The 17,919-nt window shown below is 71.5% G+C and carries 17 protein-coding genes; 11 read left to right on the forward strand and 6 right to left on the reverse strand.

Annotated features, from left to right (window positions below; translation table 11 throughout):
* Positions 1–147: 147 nt before the first annotated feature.
* The gene (locus P1K89_RS12460; RefSeq protein ID WP_439897990.1) at positions 148–2,256 is read left to right on the forward strand and encodes a PQQ-dependent dehydrogenase, methanol/ethanol family; all 2,109 of its coding nucleotides are present in this window, start codon (positions 148–150) and stop codon (positions 2,254–2,256) included.
* A gap of 16 nt (positions 2,257–2,272) precedes the next feature.
* Here P1K89_RS12460 and P1K89_RS12465 read toward each other — a convergent pair whose 3' ends face one another.
* Together P1K89_RS12465 and P1K89_RS12470 are read right to left on the reverse strand one after the other, a co-directional pair.
* A complete protein-coding gene (locus P1K89_RS12465; RefSeq protein ID WP_284616772.1) occupies positions 2,273–4,396 on the reverse strand; it encodes a TonB-dependent receptor family protein in 2,124 nt (707 codons plus the stop codon).
* A gap of 7 nt (positions 4,397–4,403) precedes the next feature.
* Positions 4,404–5,213, reverse strand: coding sequence for a mechanosensitive ion channel family protein (locus tag P1K89_RS12470; RefSeq protein WP_284616773.1), 810 nt, complete (start codon positions 5,211–5,213; stop codon positions 4,404–4,406).
* On the opposite strand from P1K89_RS12470, the gene P1K89_RS12475 reads away from it, so the two are divergent.
* From P1K89_RS12475 to P1K89_RS12490, 4 genes are read left to right on the forward strand one after another with little or no spacing between them, the layout of a single operon-like run.
* Positions 5,212–5,793, forward strand: a complete 582-nt coding sequence (locus P1K89_RS12475; protein WP_284616774.1) for a DNA-deoxyinosine glycosylase — start codon at positions 5,212–5,214, stop codon at positions 5,791–5,793. The two genes, P1K89_RS12470 and P1K89_RS12475, sit on opposite strands and share 2 nt — an antisense overlap.
* Complete coding sequence (locus tag P1K89_RS12480; RefSeq protein WP_284616775.1) at positions 5,790–6,560, forward strand: spermine/spermidine synthase domain-containing protein; 771 nt, start codon at positions 5,790–5,792, stop codon at positions 6,558–6,560. The genes P1K89_RS12475 and P1K89_RS12480 overlap by 4 nt, the downstream gene beginning before the upstream one ends.
* A gap of 54 nt (positions 6,561–6,614) precedes the next feature.
* Complete coding sequence (locus tag P1K89_RS12485) at positions 6,615–7,229, forward strand: LysE family transporter (RefSeq protein ID WP_284616776.1); 615 nt, start codon at positions 6,615–6,617, stop codon at positions 7,227–7,229.
* Between the two features lie 20 nt (positions 7,230–7,249).
* The gene (locus tag P1K89_RS12490; protein ID WP_284616777.1) at positions 7,250–7,798 is read left to right on the forward strand and encodes a methylated-DNA--[protein]-cysteine S-methyltransferase; all 549 of its coding nucleotides are present in this window, start codon (positions 7,250–7,252) and stop codon (positions 7,796–7,798) included.
* A 20-nt stretch (positions 7,799–7,818) separates the two neighbouring features.
* On the opposite strand, the gene P1K89_RS12495 is transcribed toward P1K89_RS12490, so the two are convergent.
* Both P1K89_RS12495 and P1K89_RS12500 read right to left on the reverse strand, forming a co-directional pair.
* A complete protein-coding gene (locus P1K89_RS12495; RefSeq protein WP_284616778.1) occupies positions 7,819–9,741 on the reverse strand; it encodes a methyl-accepting chemotaxis protein in 1,923 nt (640 codons plus the stop codon).
* A 212-nt stretch (positions 9,742–9,953) separates the two neighbouring features.
* The gene (locus tag P1K89_RS12500; protein WP_439897977.1) at positions 9,954–10,451 is read right to left on the reverse strand and encodes an FKBP-type peptidyl-prolyl cis-trans isomerase; all 498 of its coding nucleotides are present in this window, start codon (positions 10,449–10,451) and stop codon (positions 9,954–9,956) included.
* Positions 10,452–10,668: 217 nt separating this feature from the next.
* Between P1K89_RS12500 and minC the strand changes: the two genes are divergently transcribed.
* From minC to P1K89_RS12525, 5 genes are all read left to right on the forward strand, one after another.
* Positions 10,669–11,442 carry a septum site-determining protein MinC gene (gene minC / locus P1K89_RS12505; RefSeq protein ID WP_284616779.1) on the forward strand — a complete coding sequence of 258 codons (774 nt, stop codon included), beginning with the start codon at positions 10,669–10,671 and terminating at the stop codon, positions 11,440–11,442.
* 52 nt (positions 11,443–11,494) lie between these two features.
* The gene (minD, locus tag P1K89_RS12510) at positions 11,495–12,310 is read left to right on the forward strand and encodes a septum site-determining protein MinD (RefSeq protein WP_284616780.1); all 816 of its coding nucleotides are present in this window, start codon (positions 11,495–11,497) and stop codon (positions 12,308–12,310) included.
* A 5-nt stretch (positions 12,311–12,315) separates the two neighbouring features.
* Positions 12,316–12,582, forward strand: a complete 267-nt coding sequence (gene minE, locus P1K89_RS12515) for a cell division topological specificity factor MinE (protein ID WP_284616781.1) — start codon at positions 12,316–12,318, stop codon at positions 12,580–12,582.
* 97 nt (positions 12,583–12,679) lie between these two features.
* The gene (locus tag P1K89_RS12520) at positions 12,680–13,315 is read left to right on the forward strand and encodes an arylesterase (RefSeq protein ID WP_284616782.1); all 636 of its coding nucleotides are present in this window, start codon (positions 12,680–12,682) and stop codon (positions 13,313–13,315) included.
* A gap of 197 nt (positions 13,316–13,512) precedes the next feature.
* Positions 13,513–14,148: a PEP-CTERM sorting domain-containing protein gene (locus P1K89_RS12525; RefSeq protein ID WP_284616783.1), complete on the forward strand. Its 636-nt coding sequence runs from the start codon at positions 13,513–13,515 to the stop codon at positions 14,146–14,148.
* On the opposite strand, the gene P1K89_RS12530 is transcribed toward P1K89_RS12525, so the two are convergent.
* Positions 14,126–15,736, reverse strand: a complete 1,611-nt coding sequence (locus P1K89_RS12530) for a WS/DGAT/MGAT family O-acyltransferase (RefSeq protein WP_284616784.1) — start codon at positions 15,734–15,736, stop codon at positions 14,126–14,128. The two genes, P1K89_RS12525 and P1K89_RS12530, sit on opposite strands and share 23 nt — an antisense overlap.
* A gap of 170 nt (positions 15,737–15,906) precedes the next feature.
* Here P1K89_RS12530 and P1K89_RS12535 point away from each other — a divergent pair, with 170 nt between their 5' ends.
* A complete protein-coding gene (locus P1K89_RS12535; RefSeq protein WP_284616785.1) occupies positions 15,907–17,331 on the forward strand; it encodes a cytochrome P450 in 1,425 nt (474 codons plus the stop codon).
* Here P1K89_RS12535 and P1K89_RS12540 read toward each other — a convergent pair.
* On the reverse strand, positions 17,282–17,905 hold the full coding sequence (locus P1K89_RS12540; RefSeq protein ID WP_284616786.1) for a DUF1415 domain-containing protein: 624 nt from the start codon (positions 17,903–17,905) through the stop codon (positions 17,282–17,284). The genes P1K89_RS12535 and P1K89_RS12540 overlap by 50 nt on opposite strands.
* Between the last annotated feature and the right edge of the window lie 14 nt (positions 17,906–17,919).

The raw sequence follows: 17,919 nt of genomic DNA on the forward strand, positions 1-17,919 counted from the left end.
GATTGGTGGCCGAGGGTCGCTGCGCCGAAGCTTCGTGATGCGGGCGGCAGACCCGCGCATCGCTTGTGCTCGAGAGGAGACACCGTGAAGCCTGATCCGCAATCCCGAGGCCGGGCCCGATCCTACGGCCAGACCGGCGCCGCCGCCATCGGTGCCCTGCTGGCCGCGATCATCACCACCGCCGCGCTCGCGCAGCCTTCCACCGGCGCGCAGGCGCCGTCCAGGAAAGGCAGCACCGAGCACATTCGCGCCGTCACGAAAGCCGTCGACGGCGCGAAGATCCGCAGCAACGCCGGCAGCGGCGCCGACTGGCCGAGCCACGGCCTGGACTACGCCGAGACCCGCTTCTCCAAGCTCGCGCAGGTCAATGCCGAGAACGTGAAGCAGCTCGGGCTGGTGTGGTCGTATAACCTCGAATCGACGCGGGGCGTCGAAGCCACGCCGCTGGTGGTCGACGGCATCATGTATGCCACCGCGTCGTGGAGCATCGTGCATGCGATCGACGCGCGCACCGGCCAGCGGCTGTGGAGCTTCGATCCGAAGGTCGACCGCTCGCAGGGCTTCAAGGGCTGCTGCGACGTCGTCAACCGCGGCGTCGCGCTGTACCAGGGCAAGGTCTTCGTCGCCGCCTTCGACGGCCGCCTGATCGCGCTGGATGCCGCCACCGGCGAGAAGGTGTGGGAGCAGGACACGCTGATCGACCGCAGCCGGCCCTACACCATCACCGGCGCGCCGCGCGTCTTCAAGGGCAAGGTGATCATCGGCAACGGCGGCGCCGAGTACGGCGTGCGCGGCTACATCACCGCCTACGACGCGGCCACCGGCAAGCAGGCCTGGCGCTGGTTCACCGTGCCGGGCGACCCGGGCAAGCCGTTCGAGAACGAGGCGATGGCCAAGGCCGCGAAGACCTGGGACCCGTCGGGCCGGTACTGGGAAGCCGGCGGCGGCGGCACCGCGTGGGACACGATGGCCTTCGATCCCGAGCTGAACCTGATGTACATCGGCACCGGCAACGGCAGCCCGTGGGCACGCGCCAAGCGCAGCCCGGCCGGCGGCGACAACCTGTACCTGGCGTCGATCGTCGCGTTGAACCCGGACACCGGGAAGTACGTCTGGCACTACCAGCAGACGCCGGGCGACAACTGGGACTTCACCTCGACGCAGCCGATGATCCTGGCCGACCTGAAGATCGACGGCAAGCCGCGCAAGGTGATCCTGCATGCGCCGAAGAACGGCTTCTTCTTCGTGATCGACCGCCGCAGCGGCCAGTTCATATCGGCCAAGCCCTTCGCCGACGTCAACTGGGCCAGCGGCTACGACGCCAAGGGCCGGCCGATCGAGACCGAGATCGCGCGCGTGGCCGACCGCCCGCGCGAGATCATCCCCAGCGCGTATGGTGCGCACAACTGGCACTCGATGTCCTTCAGCCCGAAGACCGGGCTCGTCTACCTGCCGGTGCAGGGCGTGCCGGTCAACCTGATGGACAACAAGGACTGGAAGCACAACGGCGTGCGCCCCGGCGAACCGCACAGCGGCATCGGCTGGAACGTCGCGATGTTCGCCAACGTCGAGCCGCCGAAGAGCACGCCGTACGGCCGCCTCGTCGCCTGGGACCCGGTGCAGCAGAAGGAGGCCTGGCGCCACGAGCATGTCTCGCCGTGGAACGGCGGCACGCTGACGACCGCCGGCGACCTGGTGTTCCAGGGCACCGCCGACGGCCGCTTCGTCGCCTACCACGCGGCCACCGGCGCCAAGCTGTGGGAGACGCCCACCGGCACCGGGGTCGTCGCCGCGCCGGTCACCTACCTCGTCGACGGCAAGCAGTACGTGTCGATCGCCGTCGGCTGGGGCGGCGTCTACGGGCTGGCCGCGCGCGCCACCGAGCGGCAGGGGCCGGGCACCGTCTACACCTTCGCGGTCGGCGGCACCGCGAAGGCGCCGGACTTCGTGCAGTACAAGCTGGGCGCGCTGCTGCAGGGCGTCAAGTACAACCCGGACCACTACAAGGAAGGCACCGCGGTGTACGTCAGCAACTGCGTGTTCTGCCACGGCGTGCCGGGCGTCGACCGCGGCGGCAACATCCCGAACCTGGGCTACTCGTCGACCGAGACGATCTCGAACCTCGACAAGTTCGTCTTCAAGGGCCCGTTCACGAACAACGGCATGCCGGACTTCACCGGCAAGCTCGCGGCCGAGGACGTCGACAAGCTGAAGGCCTTCATCCAGGGCACGGCCGATGCGATCCGGCCCAAGTGACCGGAGCGCCTAACGGCTAGAAGGCGTGGCGCCAGCGGACCGACAGCAGTCCGCTGCGCGGCGCGCCCGGCTCGTAGAAGCGGCCGTTCGCATCGTTGACGATGACGCTGCCGGCGTGGCGGCGGTCGGTGGCGTTGTCGATGCGCGCCAGCAGTTCCAGCGCATCGGCCGCGCCGAGCTCGAGGCGGTGGCTCCAGCGCAGGTTGACCAGCGCGTAGCCGCTCGCGAACTCGCTGTTGGCATCGTTGACCGGCGTGCGGCCCATCGCGCGCCATTCGAGCGCGAAGGCACCGGGCACGACACCGGGCCGCCAGGCGAGCTCGGCGTAGGCGCCCGCCGCTGGCGCGCCGGCGATGCGGTTGCCGGCCGGTACCGGCTGCGTCGGCGCGGTGCATGGAATGCCGGCGCAGGTGAGGAAGCCGTCGCGGTAGGTGGCGTGCAGCGCCTGCGCAGCCAGTTGCAGGTGCAGCGTCGGATCGATCTGCCAGCCGACCGCCAGCTCCGCGCCATGGCGGCGCGTGCGGCCGGTGTTCTGGAAGCTCGAACGGCCGCCGGCATTGGTCAGCACGCCGATCTCGTCCGTCGTCTCGATCGCGAACAGCACCGCGTCGAGCTCGAACCCGCGCGCGCGCCACTTGCTGCCGAGCTCGACCTGCCGGCTCGACTGGCCCTTCAGCCGGTCGTTGAAGCCGCCGGCGCTGTCGGGCCGGTAGGCCAGCTCGCCGAGGGTTGGCGACTCGAAGCCGCGGGCCGCGCCGGCATGCACGGTCCAGCCGGGCCGCACGGTCCAGCGCAGGCCGAGCACCGGGTTGGTGTAGCGGTACTCGAGCCGACCGGAATCGTTGCCGTTCGAGAGGTAGCGGTCATCGGCGCGAAGCACGACCCGGCCGCTGCGCACGCCAGTGCTGATCGCCCAGTGCGCCGCGAACGGCCAGTCGGCCTGCGCGAAGCCTTCGCGCGTGTCGGCGCGGTTGCGCTCGGCGCGGCGCAGCAGACCGAATCCGAGCGGCTGGCCCTTGCCGTCGCGCAGGTAGTTCTCGTAGCCGCGGCGGTCGTCGTCCTGCGATTCGGCATTGAGGCCGATCACCGCATGGGCTCGACCGAATCGCCACGCGAGCCGGCCTTCGATGCCGCGGTAGTCGCGATCGAAGTCGACGATGCCGCCGCCATGGCGCGGCGAACCCTGCGTCGCCGGCGCGATCGCCAGCCATTGCGTCACCGCGCGCCGGCCTTCATAGGCCGTCAGCGTGCTCTCGCGCAGGCCATCGGCGTCGCCGCTGCCGAAGCGGTGCCGCCATTGCAGCCCGAGCTGCGACTGCTCGATCGCCTTGCGCGTGTCGAACTGCAGTGCCTGCGGTGCGGTCGAGCGCGCATCGGCATCGAACTGCACGCGCGACAGCCCCAGCGGGTCCTGCGCGCGCTGACGGTGGTCCGATGCCAGCAGCACCAGGCTGTCGCTGGCGCCCTGCCAGCCCAGGCGCAGGTTGCCCAGCGTGCGGTGCGCGGCGCTCTGCGGCCGGAAGCCCTCGCTGTCGACCACCGCCGCGTTGGCGCGCACGTCCAGTTCGCCGCCGAGCTTCGCCGCGACGCCCACGCGCGCCTGCCGTAGCCCGAAGCTGCCGGCGTCGAACGCGGCTTCGGCCTCGTTGCGCAACACCCGCGCCGTGAACAGCGCGATGACGCCGCCGGAGCTGTTGCCGTAGAGCGCCGAGAACGGCCCGCGTAGCACCTCGATGCGCTCGGCGCCGGCAAGGTCGAGGTGCGCGACCTGGCCCTGGCCGTCGGGCATCGTCGCGGGGATGCCGTCGGCATAGATGCGCAGGCCGCGCACACCGAAGGCTGCACGGGCGCCGAAGCCGCGGGCGCTGATCTGCAGGTCCTGCGCATAGTTGTTGCGGTTGTTGACCACCAGCCCCGGCACACGCGCCATCGCCTCCGAGAGGTTGATCAGCGGACCGGCCTCGCGCAGCGTGTCGGCATCGATCACGCTGATCGCATACGGCGCGTCGACCAGGGCCTGCGCGCGCGCCGAGCCGGTGACCACGACGGTCTGCGCCGGCGGGGCCGGCTGCGCGGCGGCGAGGGCCGCGGCCAGCGCCAGCGGCGCCAGCACGACGGCGGGCAGGGGACGCATCGTCATCGCGCGCTCAACGGGTGCGCGGCGCCAACGGCGTCTCGGGCACCGGGTAGCCGGCGGCGCCGAAGGTCTCGGCGATCGCGCGGTGGGTGTCGAAGTAGACCTGCCAGTAGTGGTCGGTGTGGGTGTACGGCCGCACGCACAGCAGCGGCCCTTCGGGCGTGAACTGCAGGATCTCGACGTCCGGCGCCGGCGTCGTCATCACATTGGCGATCTTGGCCACCGCCGCCTTCAGCCGCGCGATCGCGTCGGCCGGGTCGACGCCGTTGGCGATCTTCGCCGTGCAGTCGACGCGGCGGTGCGGCAGCGTCGTGAAGTTCTGGATGCTCTCGGAGAAGACCTTGTTGTTGCCGACGATGGTCAGCACGTTGTCCGGCGTGACGATCGTCGTGCCGAACAGCCCGATCTCGGCCACCGTGCCGGTGACGCCGCCGGCCTGCACGAAGTCGCCCACCTTGAAGGGCCGCAGCACCTGCATGAAGACGCCGGCCGCGAAGTGCGCCAGCAGGCCGCCCCACGCGGTGCCGATCGCCAGGCCGGCGCCGGCCAGCAGCGCGGCGAAGGACGTCGTGCGCACGCCGAAGATGTCCAGGATCGCGAGCACCAGGACGAGGTTCAGCACCACGTTGATGATCGACGTGAGGTACTTCGCCAGCGTCGCGTCGATGCGCTTGCCGCGCGCGACCGCGATGTTGAAGGCGCGCAGCACCAACCCGATGATCCAGCGGCCGATGATCCAGGCCACCAGCGCGCCGAGGATCTTCAGCCCGAACTCGGCGCCCTCGGTGCTGAGAAAATGGACGATGGCTTCGACGTTCATGAAGGCTCCCCCTGTGACGCGACCGGTGCGATCGGTGCCGCCGCGCGGCGAATCGATCATTGCAGACGATGTGGGCGGCGACAACGCATCGCCGCTCGTCGGCCTTGCGCCGGTGTTTGCGCGCAACAGCCGGCTGCTGGTGCTCGGCAGCTTTCCCGGTGCGGCGTCGCTGGCCGCGCAGCAGTACTACGGGCACCCGCGCAACCACTTCTGGCCGGTCCTCGGCGCGATCTGGGGCCTCGACGTGGTCGCGCTGCCCTATGCGCGGCGCATCGCCGAGCTGCGCCGTCGCGGCCTCGCGGTGTGGGATGTCTACGCCACCTGCCGCCGCGAAGGCAGCCTCGACAGCGCGATCGAGGACGCGGTGCCGAACGACCTCGCCGGCCTCGCGCGCCGCTGCCCGCAGCTGCAGGCCATCGCGCACAACGGCGGCGAGTCGGCGCGCTTCATGCGCCTGACCGGCGCGCTCGGCCTGCCGGTCTACCGCCTGCCGTCGACCAGCCCGGCGAACGCCAGCTGGTCGTTCGAACGCAAGCTCGCGGCCTGGCGCGAGGTCTTCCTCCAACATGGGATTGCATGAATCGACGACAGCAGACCGAGCTCGCCGGCGCGACCATCTCCGAGCACGACGGCGTGCGCTACCTGCACCTGGGCACGCCCTGGGTGCAGGGCGCGATGCGCATCCGCAAGCCGCGGCAGATCGAGCTGGAGTACGTGCAGCGCATGATGGCCTGGATGCTGTGGCGGCCCACGCCGGCCCTGGCGCGCGGCCATGCGGTGCAGCTGGGCCTGGGCGGCGCGGCGATCACCCGCTTCACGCACCAGGTGCTGCGCATGAAGACGACGGTGGTCGAGCTGAACCCGACCGTCATCGCCGCCTGCCGGCTGTGGTTCCAGCTGCCGCCGGACGATGCGCGGCTGACGGTGCTGGAAGGGGATGCCGGCGCCTGGGTCGCCGATGCGGCGAACCTGCAGAGCGCCGACGTGCTGTGCGTAGACCTCTACGACCACGAGGCCGCGGCGCCGGTGCTCGACGATGCCGCGTTCTACGCCGGCTGCCGCGGCGTGCTGGCCGACGGCGGGCTGATGACGGTCAACCTGTTCGGCCGCGATGCCAGCTTCGAGCGCAGCGCGGCCGCGGTCGCCGCATCCTTCGGCCCGGACCAGGTGTGGCAGCTGGCGCCGACGCGCGAGGGCAACGCGGTGCTGGTCGCGGCGCGCGGTGTCGAGGTGCCCGACCGGGAGGCGCTGACCGCGCGCGCCGAGGCCATCGAGGCCCGCACCGGCCTGCCGGCGCGCAAGTGGCTGCGCCTGGTGCGGCCCTATCAACCTTCGTCATCCGGGTGAATGCCCCCGGTGGCATCATCGACCGCTCGTCGGGTGCGTGGAGAGGATCGAAGCATGTTCGGAGTGGCTGACTACGGCGCCTTCGTCGTCGCGGTGATCGTCTTCCTCGCGATCCCCGGCCCGGGCAACCTCGCGCTGATCACCTCGACCGGCCAGGGCGGCGTGCGCGCCGGCCTGGCGGCGACCCTCGGCCTGATCCTCGGCGACCAGGTGCTGATGTGGCTCGCGGTGGCCGGCGTCGCCGCGCTGCTCACCGCCTGGCCGGTGGTCTTCGGCGCGGTGCAGTGGATCGGCGCGGCCTACCTGGCGTGGATGGGCCTGCGCATGCTCACCGCGAAGCCCGGCGACCGGCCGGTGATCCGCATGCATGCCGGCCGCTACGTGCGCCAGGCGTTCGTCATCACGCTGCTGAACCCGAAGGCGATCGTCTTCTACATGGCCTTCTTCCCGCTGTTCGTCGACCCGGCACGTCACCGCGGGCTGCTGACCTTCGCGGTGATGGCGCTGACCATCGCCGTGCTGACGCTCGCCTATTGCGTGACCATCGTGCTGCTGACGCGGCGCTTCGCCCTCGCGCTGCAGGGCAGCCCGCGCGTCACGCGCTGGATGAACCGCGCCGCCGGCACGCTGCTGGTCGGCTTCGGCGTCAAGCTGGCGCTGTCGCGCTAGCCTGGGGCGAGCACCGCACCATGAACATCCCGGCCGGCGGCTGGGCCCTGTTCGACACGGCGATCGGCTGGTGCGGCATCGCCTGGGGCGATGCCGGCCTGCGCGGCGCGCAACTGCCGCAGGCCGACGAGGCGGCGACGCGCGCGCGCATGCAACGTCGCTTCCCGCGCCTGCCCGAGTGCGAGCCGCCGCCCGAATGGCGGGCCCTGGTCGCCGACCTGCAGGCGCTGCTGCGCGGCGAGCCGCGCGACCTGTCCGGCACGCGGCTGGACTGGCGCGGCGTGACCGAGTTCCACCAGCGCGTCTACCGCGCCGCGCTGGCGATCCCGCCCGGCTGCACGCTCACTTACGGCGATATCGCCCAGCAGATCGGCGAGCCGGGCGGCGCCCGGGCGGTCGGGCAGGCGCTGGGCGCCAACCCGTTCGCGCCGGTCGTTCCCTGCCACCGCGTGCTGGCCGCCGGCGGCCACCACGGCGGCTTCTCCGCGCACGGCGGCGCCGCGACGAAGCTGAAGATGCTGCAGATCGAAGGCGCGCGGCCGCCGGACGACCAGCCGACGCTGTTCTGAAGCGGGCGGCAGGCCCCCGATCAGAGCTTGAACGTATCGACCGCCTGCAGCAGCCGCGCGGCCTGCTGGTCGAGCGAGCCGGCGGCCGCGGCGCTTTCCTCGACGAGCGCGGCGTTCTGCTGCGTGACCTGGTCGAGCTGGTGCATCGCGTCGCCGACCTGGCCGATGCCGGCGGCCTGCTGCTGCGTCGCATCGCCGATCTCGCCGATCAGCGTGTCGACGCGCTGCACCTGCGCGACGATGTCGGCGATCGTCGTGCCGGCGTCATCGACCTGCGACAGGCCGGCATCGACCTGCTCGACGCTGGCGTCGATCAGCGACTTGATCTCGCGCGCGGCCTGCGCGCTGCGCTGCGCGAGGTTGCGCACTTCGGCAGCGACAACCGCGAAGCCGCGACCCTGCTCGCCGGCCCGCGCGGCCTCGACGGCCGCGTTCAGCGCGAGGATGTTGGTCTGGAACGCGATGCCGTCGATCACGCCGTTGATGTCGGCGATGCGCCGGCTGTCCGCGGCGATGCGCTGCATCGTCTGCACCAGCGTGGCCATCGCGCTGCCGCCGCGCTGCGCGACCGCGCTGGCGGCCTGTGCGACCGATGCCGCCTGACGCGCCGATTCGGCGTTGTGCCGCACCGACGCGCCGAGCTGTTCCATCGACGCGGCGGTCTGCTCCAGGTTCGCCGCCTGTTCCTCGGTGCGCTGGCTGAGGTCGGCATTGCCGCCGGCGATCTGGCCGGCGCCGGTGGCGATCTGCTCGCTGCCGCGGCGCACGTCGCCGACGACGCGCACGAGGTTGTCGTTCATCGTCTGCAGCGCGGCCAGGAGCTCGCCGACCTCGTCGCGGGAGTGGATGGCGATGCGCGAGCGCAGGTCGCCCGCGGCGACGGTGCGCGCGACCTGCAGCGCGGATGCCAGCCCGCGGCTGGCGGCCGCTGTTACCGCGCCGATCAGCGCGAGCGCGATGGCGGCGAGCGCGGCGAGGCTGCCGCCGAGCCACCACAGCGCGCGCGCATCGGCGTCCGCCCGTGCGTTCAGCGCCTTGCCCAGCTCGTCGAACGACAGCGCGATGAGCGAGAACTGGGCGTCGATCGCCTTGGTCTGGCTCGCGAAGTACGCGGCCGGGGCATGGTCGAGGGTGTCGGCGCGCAGCAGCGCGCGTTCGGCCAGAGAGACGGCCTCGTCGGTCTGCGCGCGGGCGGCGGCCAGCGGCGCGGCCATCACGCTGCCGAGCGCGGGGTCGCTCATCGCCATGCGCTCGAACGCATGCAGCGCATTGCGCTGGTGCAGGCGCGCCAGGCTCACGAGGTTGTCAACCCGCAGGCGTTCGCCGGCGTCCAGCGCCCGGCGCTGCAGCGCGGCGCTGCCGAGGCCGCGCAGCTGCGCCAGGGCCTCGGTGAGCCGGGGCAGGTGGTCCAGCGACGCGGCGATGCTGTAGTAGGTGGCGGCCTCGGGGTCGAGCGCCATCGTCGAGTCGTCGACGATCTCGCGCAGCAGGTCGAGCTGGCCATCGACCAGCGCGCCATGGCGATCGAAGATCGCCCGGCCGTCGGCACCCGGACCGGTGACGGCCTGCGCGAGCGCCTGCCACTGCTGCTGCAGGCGGCGCAGGTCCTCGTCACGGGCCTGGAACCCGAATGCGGCGATGGCCTTCGTCGTGGTCTCGAAGGCCTGCACCACGTCGGCCGCCGTCTTCTCGCGGGCGGCCGCGGCGCTGGCATCGCCGGCCAGCAGCTTGGCCGACAGGCCGCGGTGCTGCTGCGTCAGCCGCACCAGCTTCAGCAGCTCACCGGACGGCGCGATGCCGCTGGCCTCGGCCTGCGCCGTGTCCAGCGCGGCCAGCCGGGCGCGCACCGCCATCGTCGCCGGCAATACCGACATCGCCATCGCCAGCGCGGCGACGAGCAGGAACTTGTTGCGCAAGCGCAGGTTGGCCAGCCAGCGTGTCATCGTTCGCGTCCCGTTGTGCAGCGGAGGCGGGGCCTCCTGCCGTGTCGATGCCGGGCAGCGACCGCCGCCGCCCGTTCCAGGCCATGTCGGCCGGGGCGGGTAGCGGCTTGATGGGAATAGTGCGCTCGGGCCGCGCACTGAAACGAACCGACGAGAACTCCCGACACGCCGTGTCCGGAACGTCGGTCAGCGGCTGGCCGCGAGCCGCCCGTTCACTTGACCTCGAGCAGCTCCACCTCGAACTGCAGCGTCGCGTTCGGCGGAATCGGGCCGCCCGGCGTGCCCCGCTCACCGTAGGCGATAGCGGGCGGGCAGGTCAGCTTGGCCTTGCCGCCGACCTTGATGCGCTGCACGCCTTCGGTCCAGCACCTGATCACGCGGTTCAGCGGGAACTCGGCCGGCGCGTTGCGCGAGAACGAGCTGTCGAATTCCTTGCCGTCGGGGAAGGTGCCGCGGTAGTGCACCTTGACGGTGTCGGTGGCCTTCGGGCTCGCGCCCTTGCCTTCGACCAGCGAGCGGAAGACGAGGCCGGAGTCGGTCATCACCGCGCCGGGCTCCTTGGCGGCCTTCGCGGCCACTTCGTTGGCGGGCTTGGCCGCGGCCGGTGCGCTGGCCTGGGCGCCGGCTTGGGCACCCGCTTGGGCGTTCACCAGCGCGGGCAGCAGCGCGGCCAGCGTCGCCGCCGCGAGCAGGGCAGGAAGGTGCTTCAAGTCGTGTCTCCGGGGGTGTTGATCAACGGGGCGCGATCATCGCATCGCGTTGCGTTTTCGGGGGATTCCCCGGGGCCCGGCCGCCGGTCGCGCAGGGTGCGGCGGATACACTTCGGCCTGCGCGCTGCAGGGGAGGGGTTCACCGGCCTGACCGGTGGCGTCCACCGCCGCGTCCGTCCTGCTGTCCCGCGCTGCAAGCGCCCTGTCCCGCGTCTCAATGGCCCCTGTCATCTCGGCTCCGCCTCCCTTCGATCTCAAGAGCACGGCCTGGACGCTGACGGCGCTGCGCCTGCAGACCACCGACCTCGCCGTTTTCGCCGACGCGCTGGCTGCCAGGGTCGCCGATGCGCCGGGCCTGTTCGACGACGACCCGGTGGTACTGGACCTGAGCCCGCTGCGCGACGACGCGTCGGCGGTGATCGACTTCGACGCCCTGCTCGCCTGCCTGCGTCGCCATCGCCTGGTGCCGATCGCGGTGCAGGGCGGCAATGAAGCGCAGACCGCCGCGGCGCGCGCCGTCGGCCTCGCCGAGGCGCTCGACGCCGCGGCGCCGCAGCGCAGCCCCGCGCCGCTGACCGAAGTGGTGCGCGAGGTCGAGGTGATCAAGGAAGTGGTCAAGGAAGTCGAGGTGCTGCGCGAGGTGCCCGGCACCCCCGTGCCGACGATGGTGGTCGACAAGCCGCTGCGCTCGGGCCAGCGCGTCTACGCCAAGGGCGGGGACCTGATCGTCACCGCGGTCGTCAGCTTCGGCGCCGAGGTGATCGCCGACGGCAACGTGCACGTCTACGCGCCGCTGCGCGGCCGCGCGATCGCCGGCGCGCGCGGCGACACCTCGGCGCGCATCTTCAGCACCTGCCTCGAGCCGCAGCTCGTCGCGATCGCCGGCATCTACCGCACCACCGAGACCGCGCTGCCGGCCGAGGTGCTGGGCAAGCCAGCCGTCGTCCGGCTGGACGGCGAACGCATCCGGGTGGAGCCGCTGACGGCCTGAACGGTCCGCGTGCTGCACCCCGCATCACTTGTTGTTTGAAAGGACCCCTCCGATGGCCAAGATCATCGTCGTCACCTCCGGCAAGGGCGGTGTCGGCAAGACGACCACCAGCGCCAGCTTCTCCGCCGGCCTCGCGCTGCGCGGCCACAAGACCGCGGTGATCGACTTCGACGTCGGCCTGCGCAACCTCGACCTGATCATGGGCTGCGAGCGCCGCGTCGTGTACGACCTGATCAACGTGATCCACGGCGAAGCGAACCTGAACCAGGCGCTGATCAAGGACAAGCAGTGCGAGAACCTGTTCGTGCTGGCCGCCTCGCAGACCCGCGACAAGGACGCGCTGACGCAGGACGGCGTCGAGAAGGTGCTGACCGACCTCGCCGGCATGGGCTTCGAGTACATCGTCTGCGATTCGCCGGCCGGCATCGAGACCGGCGCGCTGATGGCGATGCACTTCGCCGACGAGGCGCTGGTGGTGACCAATCCCGAGGTCTCGTCGGTGCGCGACTCCGACCGCATCCTCGGCATCCTGGGCTCGAAGACCAAGCGCGCGATCGACGGCAAGGAGCCCATCAAGGAACACCTGCTGGTCACCCGCTACAACCCGAGCCGGGTGGAAGGCGGGCAGATGCTGAGCCTGAAGGACATCGAGGAGATCCTGCGAATCCCGCTGATCGGCGTGATCCCCGAGAGCGAGACGGTGCTCGACGCGTCGAACCAGGGCGTGCCGGCGATCCACCTGAAGGGCAGCGACGTCAGCGAGGCCTACAAGGACGTGGTCGGCCGCTTCTGCGGCGAGAGCATCCCGATGCGCTTCACCGATGCCGAGAAGCCCGGCTTCTTCAAGCGCCTGTTCGGCGGGAGGTGAGCGCGATGTCGCTGTTGTCCTTCCTGCTCGGCGAGAAGAAGAAGACCGCCACGGTCGCCAAGGAGCGGCTGCAGATCATCCTGGCGCACGAGCGCTCCGGCCGCGGCGGCTCGCGTGCCGACTACCTGCCGCAGCTGCAGCAGGAGCTCGTCGCGGTGATCTCGAAGTACGTGTCGATCAAGCCCGGCGACATCAAGGTGCACCTGGAGAAGCAGGACAACCTGGAGGTGCTCGAGGTGAAGATCGAGCTGCCCGACGCCATCGGCCGCTGAGTGGACCCCCACGTCGCTTCGCTCCTGCCCCCCGAGGGGGCGGCAGCCGCCTTGGGGCGGCCCGGCGGCGGCTGACGCACGCGGGTCGCTGGCACCCATGCCGCCACCGCGCCGTGCGCTGCTGGCCGCCGCGGTGCTCGCGCCGCTGGTGGCATGCGGCCGGCGCCGCAAGCCGGCGGCCGCCGTCGTGCCGGCCGGCGCGGTCGTGCTGGCCCTCGGCGATTCGCTGACCTTCGGCACGGGGGCCGCTCCGGAGGAGAGTTACCCGGCGCAGCTCGCGCGGCTGACCGGCTGGCAGGTGGTGAATGCCGGCGTGCCGGGCGACACCTCGGCGCAGGCGCTCGAACGGCTGCCCGCGCTGCTGGCCGAGCATGCGCCGGCGCTGGTGATCGTCGGCCTCGGCGGCAACGACTTCCTGCGCCGCCTGCCCGACGAGGGCACGCGCGCGAACCTGCGCCGCATCTGCGAGACCGCACGCGCCGCCGGCGCGCAGGTGCTGCTGCTCGGCGTGCCGCAGCCGACGCTGACGGCGGGCTTGAGCGGCCGCTTGAGCGACCACCCGCTGTACGCCGAGACTGCCGATGCGCTGAAGCTGCCGCTGCACGGCGGAGGCTGGTCCGAGGTGCTGGCCGACGCGGCGTTGCGCTCGGACCAGATCCATGCCAACGGCGCCGGCTACCGGCGCTTCGCCGAGCGCCTGGCCGACGCGGCACGCACGCTGGGGTTGCGTTGATGCGACGTCGGCGGGCTTGACAGCGCCGGACAGGGGGTCGCCGCCGCCGCGCGGCGCCGCGCCGTGGGCGGCGAGAATCCTTGTTGAAAATCAAGCACTTGGCGATGCTGACGTGCAATGTGCACGGGTCTTGCATTCGCCCGCCGTCGGCAAACCTGCCGGAGGAGTCAGAGATGTTTGGTAACACTACAAGCCATTTGTTTACGCGAAGCGCGGTCGCGCTGGCGCTGACCGCGGCGGCCGTGTCGGCCTCGGCCGCGCCCGTGCCGGTCGGTTCGCCGCCGCCGCTGGCCGACGGCTTCAAGGTCGAGTGGGTGCAGGTCGACAGCAGCCCGCACAACATCGCCGACGCGCTGAACGCGCTCGCCGGCACCGGCGGCTTCAACATCGTCGACACCCACACCGAATACCGCACGACCGTCGGCATCGACGACGCGACGGTGCCGTTCCCCGGCGCCGACATGTTCGCGGTGCGCGTCAGCGGCTACATCACGCTGGCCGCCGGCGACTACACCTTCGCCGGCTGGCACGACGACGGCCTGCGGCTGACGATCGGCGGCGAGCAGGTCATCACCTTCGACAGCGACACCTCGCCGACGCTGAGCACCTCGGCGCTGTTCACGCTGGCCGCCGGCGTCTACGCCTTCGAGGCGATCAGCTGGGAGCAGGGCGGGCAGTTCGAGCTCGATCTGGGCACGATGAACGCCGCCGGCGGCCTGGTGCTGATCGATGGCCAGCACGCCGCGCAGGCCGTGCCCGAGCCGGGCAGCTTCGCGCTGGCCGGTCTGGCGCTGCTGGGCCTGGCCGGCGTCAGCCGCCGCCGGCCGCGCTGACCCGCGTCCGCTTCGCCGCGGTCTTCGCCTGCAAGGGCACGACCGTGGCGGCGGGACGATGCTTCGGCGCCGCAGGGCGCCGTTTTTTTGCCGGTGCCTTTGCCGGGGCCTTTGCCGGCGCCTCCGCCGCCGCCTCCGGAACGGGCGCCGGTGCCGCCTCCGGCGCCGGCAGCGGCAGCCGCTGCATCGTGTCGAAGGCCCGCTGCAGCTGGCGGCCGAGCTCGTCGACGTCCGGCACCGCGCGCCGGCAGGCGATCAGGCCGAAGCACAGCTGGCCCATGTAGCTCTGCACGGTGATGTTCAGCGCGACGCCGTGCACGACGATCGACACCGGGTAATGGTTCAGCATCTTCGCGCCGGCCAGGTACACCGGCACCGGCACGCCCGGCACGTTGGAGATCGTCACGTTCGCGAAGCGCAGCCGGTCGGCCAGGCGCGAGCGGCCGTACAGCGAGGCCAGCCCGCTGACCAGCCACGGCGAGCCGAGCGACGGGAAGTCGGTCGGCACCACGCCGCTCCAGGTTCCCATCTGCTGCTTCATCGCCGCGGTGCCGGCCCTGATCAGCGCCAGCCGCTGCAGCGGATCGGCCTGCTGGGTGCCGAGGTCGATCACGGTGCCGGCGACCTGGTTGTTCATCGTCGCGTCGCCGGCCTCGCGCAGCGAGATCGGCACCATCGCCACCAGCGACTTGTCCGGCAGCTCGCGTGAATCCGCCAGGTAGCCGCGCAGCGCGGTCGCGCACAGCCACAGCACCATGTCGTTGACCGACGCCCCCAGCGCCTTGCCGATGCGCTTGGTCTCGTCCAGCGGCAGCGACACCGCGGTGAAGGACCGCTGGTTGGTGATCGAGTGGTTGAACGGCGTCGGCGGCGCGAGCTTGAGCTTCGACGGCGCCTTCGCATCGCCGGCGGCCGGCGTGCGCAGTTCGCGCATCGTCTGGCCGATCGTCGCGGCGGCCGACTTCGCCAGCCCCGGCAGCAGCTTGCCCAGGCGCAGCAGCTGGTGCAGCTGGTTCTCCAGCCCGGCGGCCAGCATCTCGGCCACGCCCAGCTGGTAGCGGCTGCTGCGGCGCGGGCGCGGCGGGCGCACCTTGCGCGGCTCGGGCGTCAGGTCGAAGACGCTCTGGCCCAGCATCACGCCGGCCTGGCCGTCGATCGCCGCATGGTGCACCTTGCCGTAGAAGGCGACCTGGCCGCCCTGCAGGCCCTCGATCACGTAGAACTCCCACAGCGGCCGGCTGCGGTCGAGCAGCATCGAGTGCAGCCGCGACACCAGTGTCCACAGCTGCTCCAGCGTGCCGGGCTTGGGCAGCACCAGGTAGCGCATGTGGTAGTCGAGGTCGATGTCGTCGTCGTCGATCCACACCGGGTTCGCCAGGTCGAAGGGCATCAGCGCCAGCTTGCGGGTGAACACCGGCGCCAGGTGCATGCGGCTGGTGACATGGGCCTTGACGTCCTCGTACCAGCTGCCCTGGTAGCCCGCCGGCAGCTCGAACAGGTGCACGCTGCCGACGTGCATCGGCATCTCCGGCGATTCCAGGTGCAGGAACGCGCCGTCGACGATGCTCAGGTGCTTCAGGTCCTTCATGCGCGCTCCCCGGGGCTTGGTCGGTTGCGCCGACTGTCGCGCGCCGACCGGGCGGCGTCCACCCGGGTTGACGTCAGTGGTGTCCGGGCTCCGCAATACGGACGATGCGCAGCGGCGGCCGGCGCGGCACAAAGCGCGATGACCGTCTGCCCGACGAGGAGGGGCCCGCCATGGAATCGATCGCCAGCCCGACCACGCTGCTTGCCTGGCGCGAACTGCCGGGTCCCCGCCCGCTGCCGGTGATCGGCAACCTGCACCAGGTCGACAAGACCGCCTTCCACCGCACGCTGGAGCATGGCGTCGCGACCTGGGGCCCGATGTACCGCTTCCAGTTCGGCCGCACCCCTGGCCTGGTGATCGCCGATCCGGCGCTGATGCCGGGCCTGATGCGCGACCGGCCGGGTGCGCTGCGCCGCAGCTCGCGCCTGTCGAGGCTGCTCGACGGCGCGAACGGCTCCAGCGGCCTGTTCACCGCCGAAGGCGAGGCCTGGCGTGCGCAGCGCAAGCTGGTGACGCGGGCGCTGACGCCGGAGGTGATCCGCAAGTTCCACCCGACGCTGCACCGGCTGGTGCTTCGCCTCGCTCAGCGCTGGCAGGCCGCCGCGGCGAACGGCGTGGAGGTCGACATCGCGCGCGACCTGAAGGCGCTGACGCTGGACGTCACCGTCGCGCTGGCGATGGGCGAGGACATCAATACGCTGGAGCACCTGGACAACCCGCTGCAGCGCGACATCCACTTCCTGTTCCAGCGCGTCGGCGCGCGGCTGCGTGCGCTGGTCGACTACTGGACGGTGTTCAAGCTGCCGGTCGACCGCGAGGCCGATGCCGCGACCGCGCGCGTGCGCGCGACGATGCAGGGCCTGATCGCGCGCGCCCGCGCCGAGCTCGAGGCCGACCCGTCGCTGCGCGCGCGGCCGGCCAACCTGCTGCAGGCGATGCTGGTGGCGCGCGACGAGCCCGACAGCGGCGTCGACGACGAGGCGGTGATCGGCAATGCGCTGACGATGGTCTTCGCCGGCGAGGACACCACGTCGAATACGCTGTCCTGGCTGCTGCTGCTGCTGGCGCAGCACCCGGAGGTCGCCCAGGCGCTGGCCGACGAGTGCGACGCGGTGCTGCGCGACGAGATGGTGCTGTCCGATGCGGCGCTGCTGGATCAATTGCCGCTGACCGAGGCGGTGATCCACGAGACGCTGCGCCTGAAGCCGGCGGCACCGGTGCAGGCGGTGGAAACGCCGGTCGAACGCGAGGTCGGCGGCGTGCGCGTGCCGCCCGGCACCCGCATCTTCATGCTGACGCGCCTGGCCGCGCTGGACCCGGCGCGCTTTCCCGAGCCGTTCGAGTTCCGCCCCGAGCGCTGGGCCGGCCAGACCGACGTCACCAGCGAGCCGAACCGCAAGATGCTGCCCTTCGGCGGCGGCCCGCGCTTCTGCCCGGGCCGCTACCTGGCGCTGGTCGAGGCGAAGATGATCACCAGCATGGTCGCGCGCAACTTCCGCCTCGAGGCGCTGCCGGCGATCGAGCGCGTGCGCGAGGTCTTCACCTTCACGATGAACCCGAGCGAGGTGCCGCTGCGGCTGCATCCGCGCCGCTGATCGCGTCCGGATCGGTCCAGCGCTTCTCCAGCGCTGCCCAGCCCTCGGGCCCCAGCCGCCGCATGGTCTCGATGTTGGCCTCGTAGATCGATTCGGCCTCGGGGAAGGCCTCGACCGCGCGGTCGATGCTCTCTTCACGCAGCAGGTGCAGGATCGGGTAGGGCGCGCGGTTGGTCGCGTTCGTGATGTCGTCCGGCTCCGTGTCGGCGAACTGGAAGCGCGGGTGGAAGCTCGCGACCTGCAGCACGCCCTCGAGGCCCAGCGCGTCGACCGTCTCTTCCGCGAGGCCGAGGAACTGGTTGAAGTCCTCGAAGTCCTGCAGCAGCAGCGGGTGGATCAGCAAGGTCGTGTCGACCTCGGCCGGGTCGGCCAGCGCCAGCGCCCGCAGCTGCTCGATCAGCTCGGCCTGCAAGGTCTCGACGTCCTCGGCCGCGCTGACGACGTAGCGCACCTGGCCCTTCACGTGCACCGCCTTCGCGAACGGGCACAGGTTGAGGCCGATCACCGCCTGTTCGAGCCAGGCGCGCGTGGCGGCGATCACGGCGTCGTCGGGGGGGAGGGCGTTCGTCTTCATGGGCGAGATTGTCT

This window comes from Aquabacterium humicola, from assembly GCF_030167915.1.
GTDB classification, from domain to species: domain Bacteria; phylum Pseudomonadota; class Gammaproteobacteria; order Burkholderiales; family Burkholderiaceae_C; genus Pseudaquabacterium; species Pseudaquabacterium humicola.

Bases quoted from the DNA above. Each gene is read 5' to 3' on its own strand.
- P1K89_RS12465 (WP_284616772.1), bottom strand. From the start codon at position 4,396: ATGACGATGCGTCCCCTGCCCGCCGTCGTGCTGGCGCCGCTGGCGCTG.
- P1K89_RS12475 (WP_284616774.1), top strand. From the start codon at position 5,212: ATGAAGGCTCCCCCTGTGACGCGACCGGTGCGATCGGTGCCGCCGCGC.
- P1K89_RS12470 (WP_284616773.1), bottom strand. From the start codon at position 5,213: ATGAACGTCGAAGCCATCGTCCATTTTCTCAGCACCGAGGGCGCCGAG.
- P1K89_RS12480 (WP_284616775.1), top strand. From the start codon at position 5,790: ATGAATCGACGACAGCAGACCGAGCTCGCCGGCGCGACCATCTCCGAG.
- P1K89_RS12485 (WP_284616776.1), top strand. From the start codon at position 6,615: ATGTTCGGAGTGGCTGACTACGGCGCCTTCGTCGTCGCGGTGATCGTC.
- P1K89_RS12490 (WP_284616777.1), top strand. From the start codon at position 7,250: ATGAACATCCCGGCCGGCGGCTGGGCCCTGTTCGACACGGCGATCGGC.
- P1K89_RS12495 (WP_284616778.1), bottom strand. From the start codon at position 9,741: ATGACACGCTGGCTGGCCAACCTGCGCTTGCGCAACAAGTTCCTGCTC.
- minC (WP_284616779.1), top strand. From the start codon at position 10,669: ATGGCCCCTGTCATCTCGGCTCCGCCTCCCTTCGATCTCAAGAGCACG.
- minD (WP_284616780.1), top strand. From the start codon at position 11,495: ATGGCCAAGATCATCGTCGTCACCTCCGGCAAGGGCGGTGTCGGCAAG.
- minE (WP_284616781.1), top strand. From the start codon at position 12,316: ATGTCGCTGTTGTCCTTCCTGCTCGGCGAGAAGAAGAAGACCGCCACG.
- P1K89_RS12520 (WP_284616782.1), top strand. From the start codon at position 12,680: ATGCCGCCACCGCGCCGTGCGCTGCTGGCCGCCGCGGTGCTCGCGCCG.
- P1K89_RS12530 (WP_284616784.1), bottom strand. From the start codon at position 15,736: ATGAAGGACCTGAAGCACCTGAGCATCGTCGACGGCGCGTTCCTGCAC.
- P1K89_RS12535 (WP_284616785.1), top strand. From the start codon at position 15,907: ATGGAATCGATCGCCAGCCCGACCACGCTGCTTGCCTGGCGCGAACTG.
- P1K89_RS12540 (WP_284616786.1), bottom strand. From the start codon at position 17,905: ATGAAGACGAACGCCCTCCCCCCCGACGACGCCGTGATCGCCGCCACG.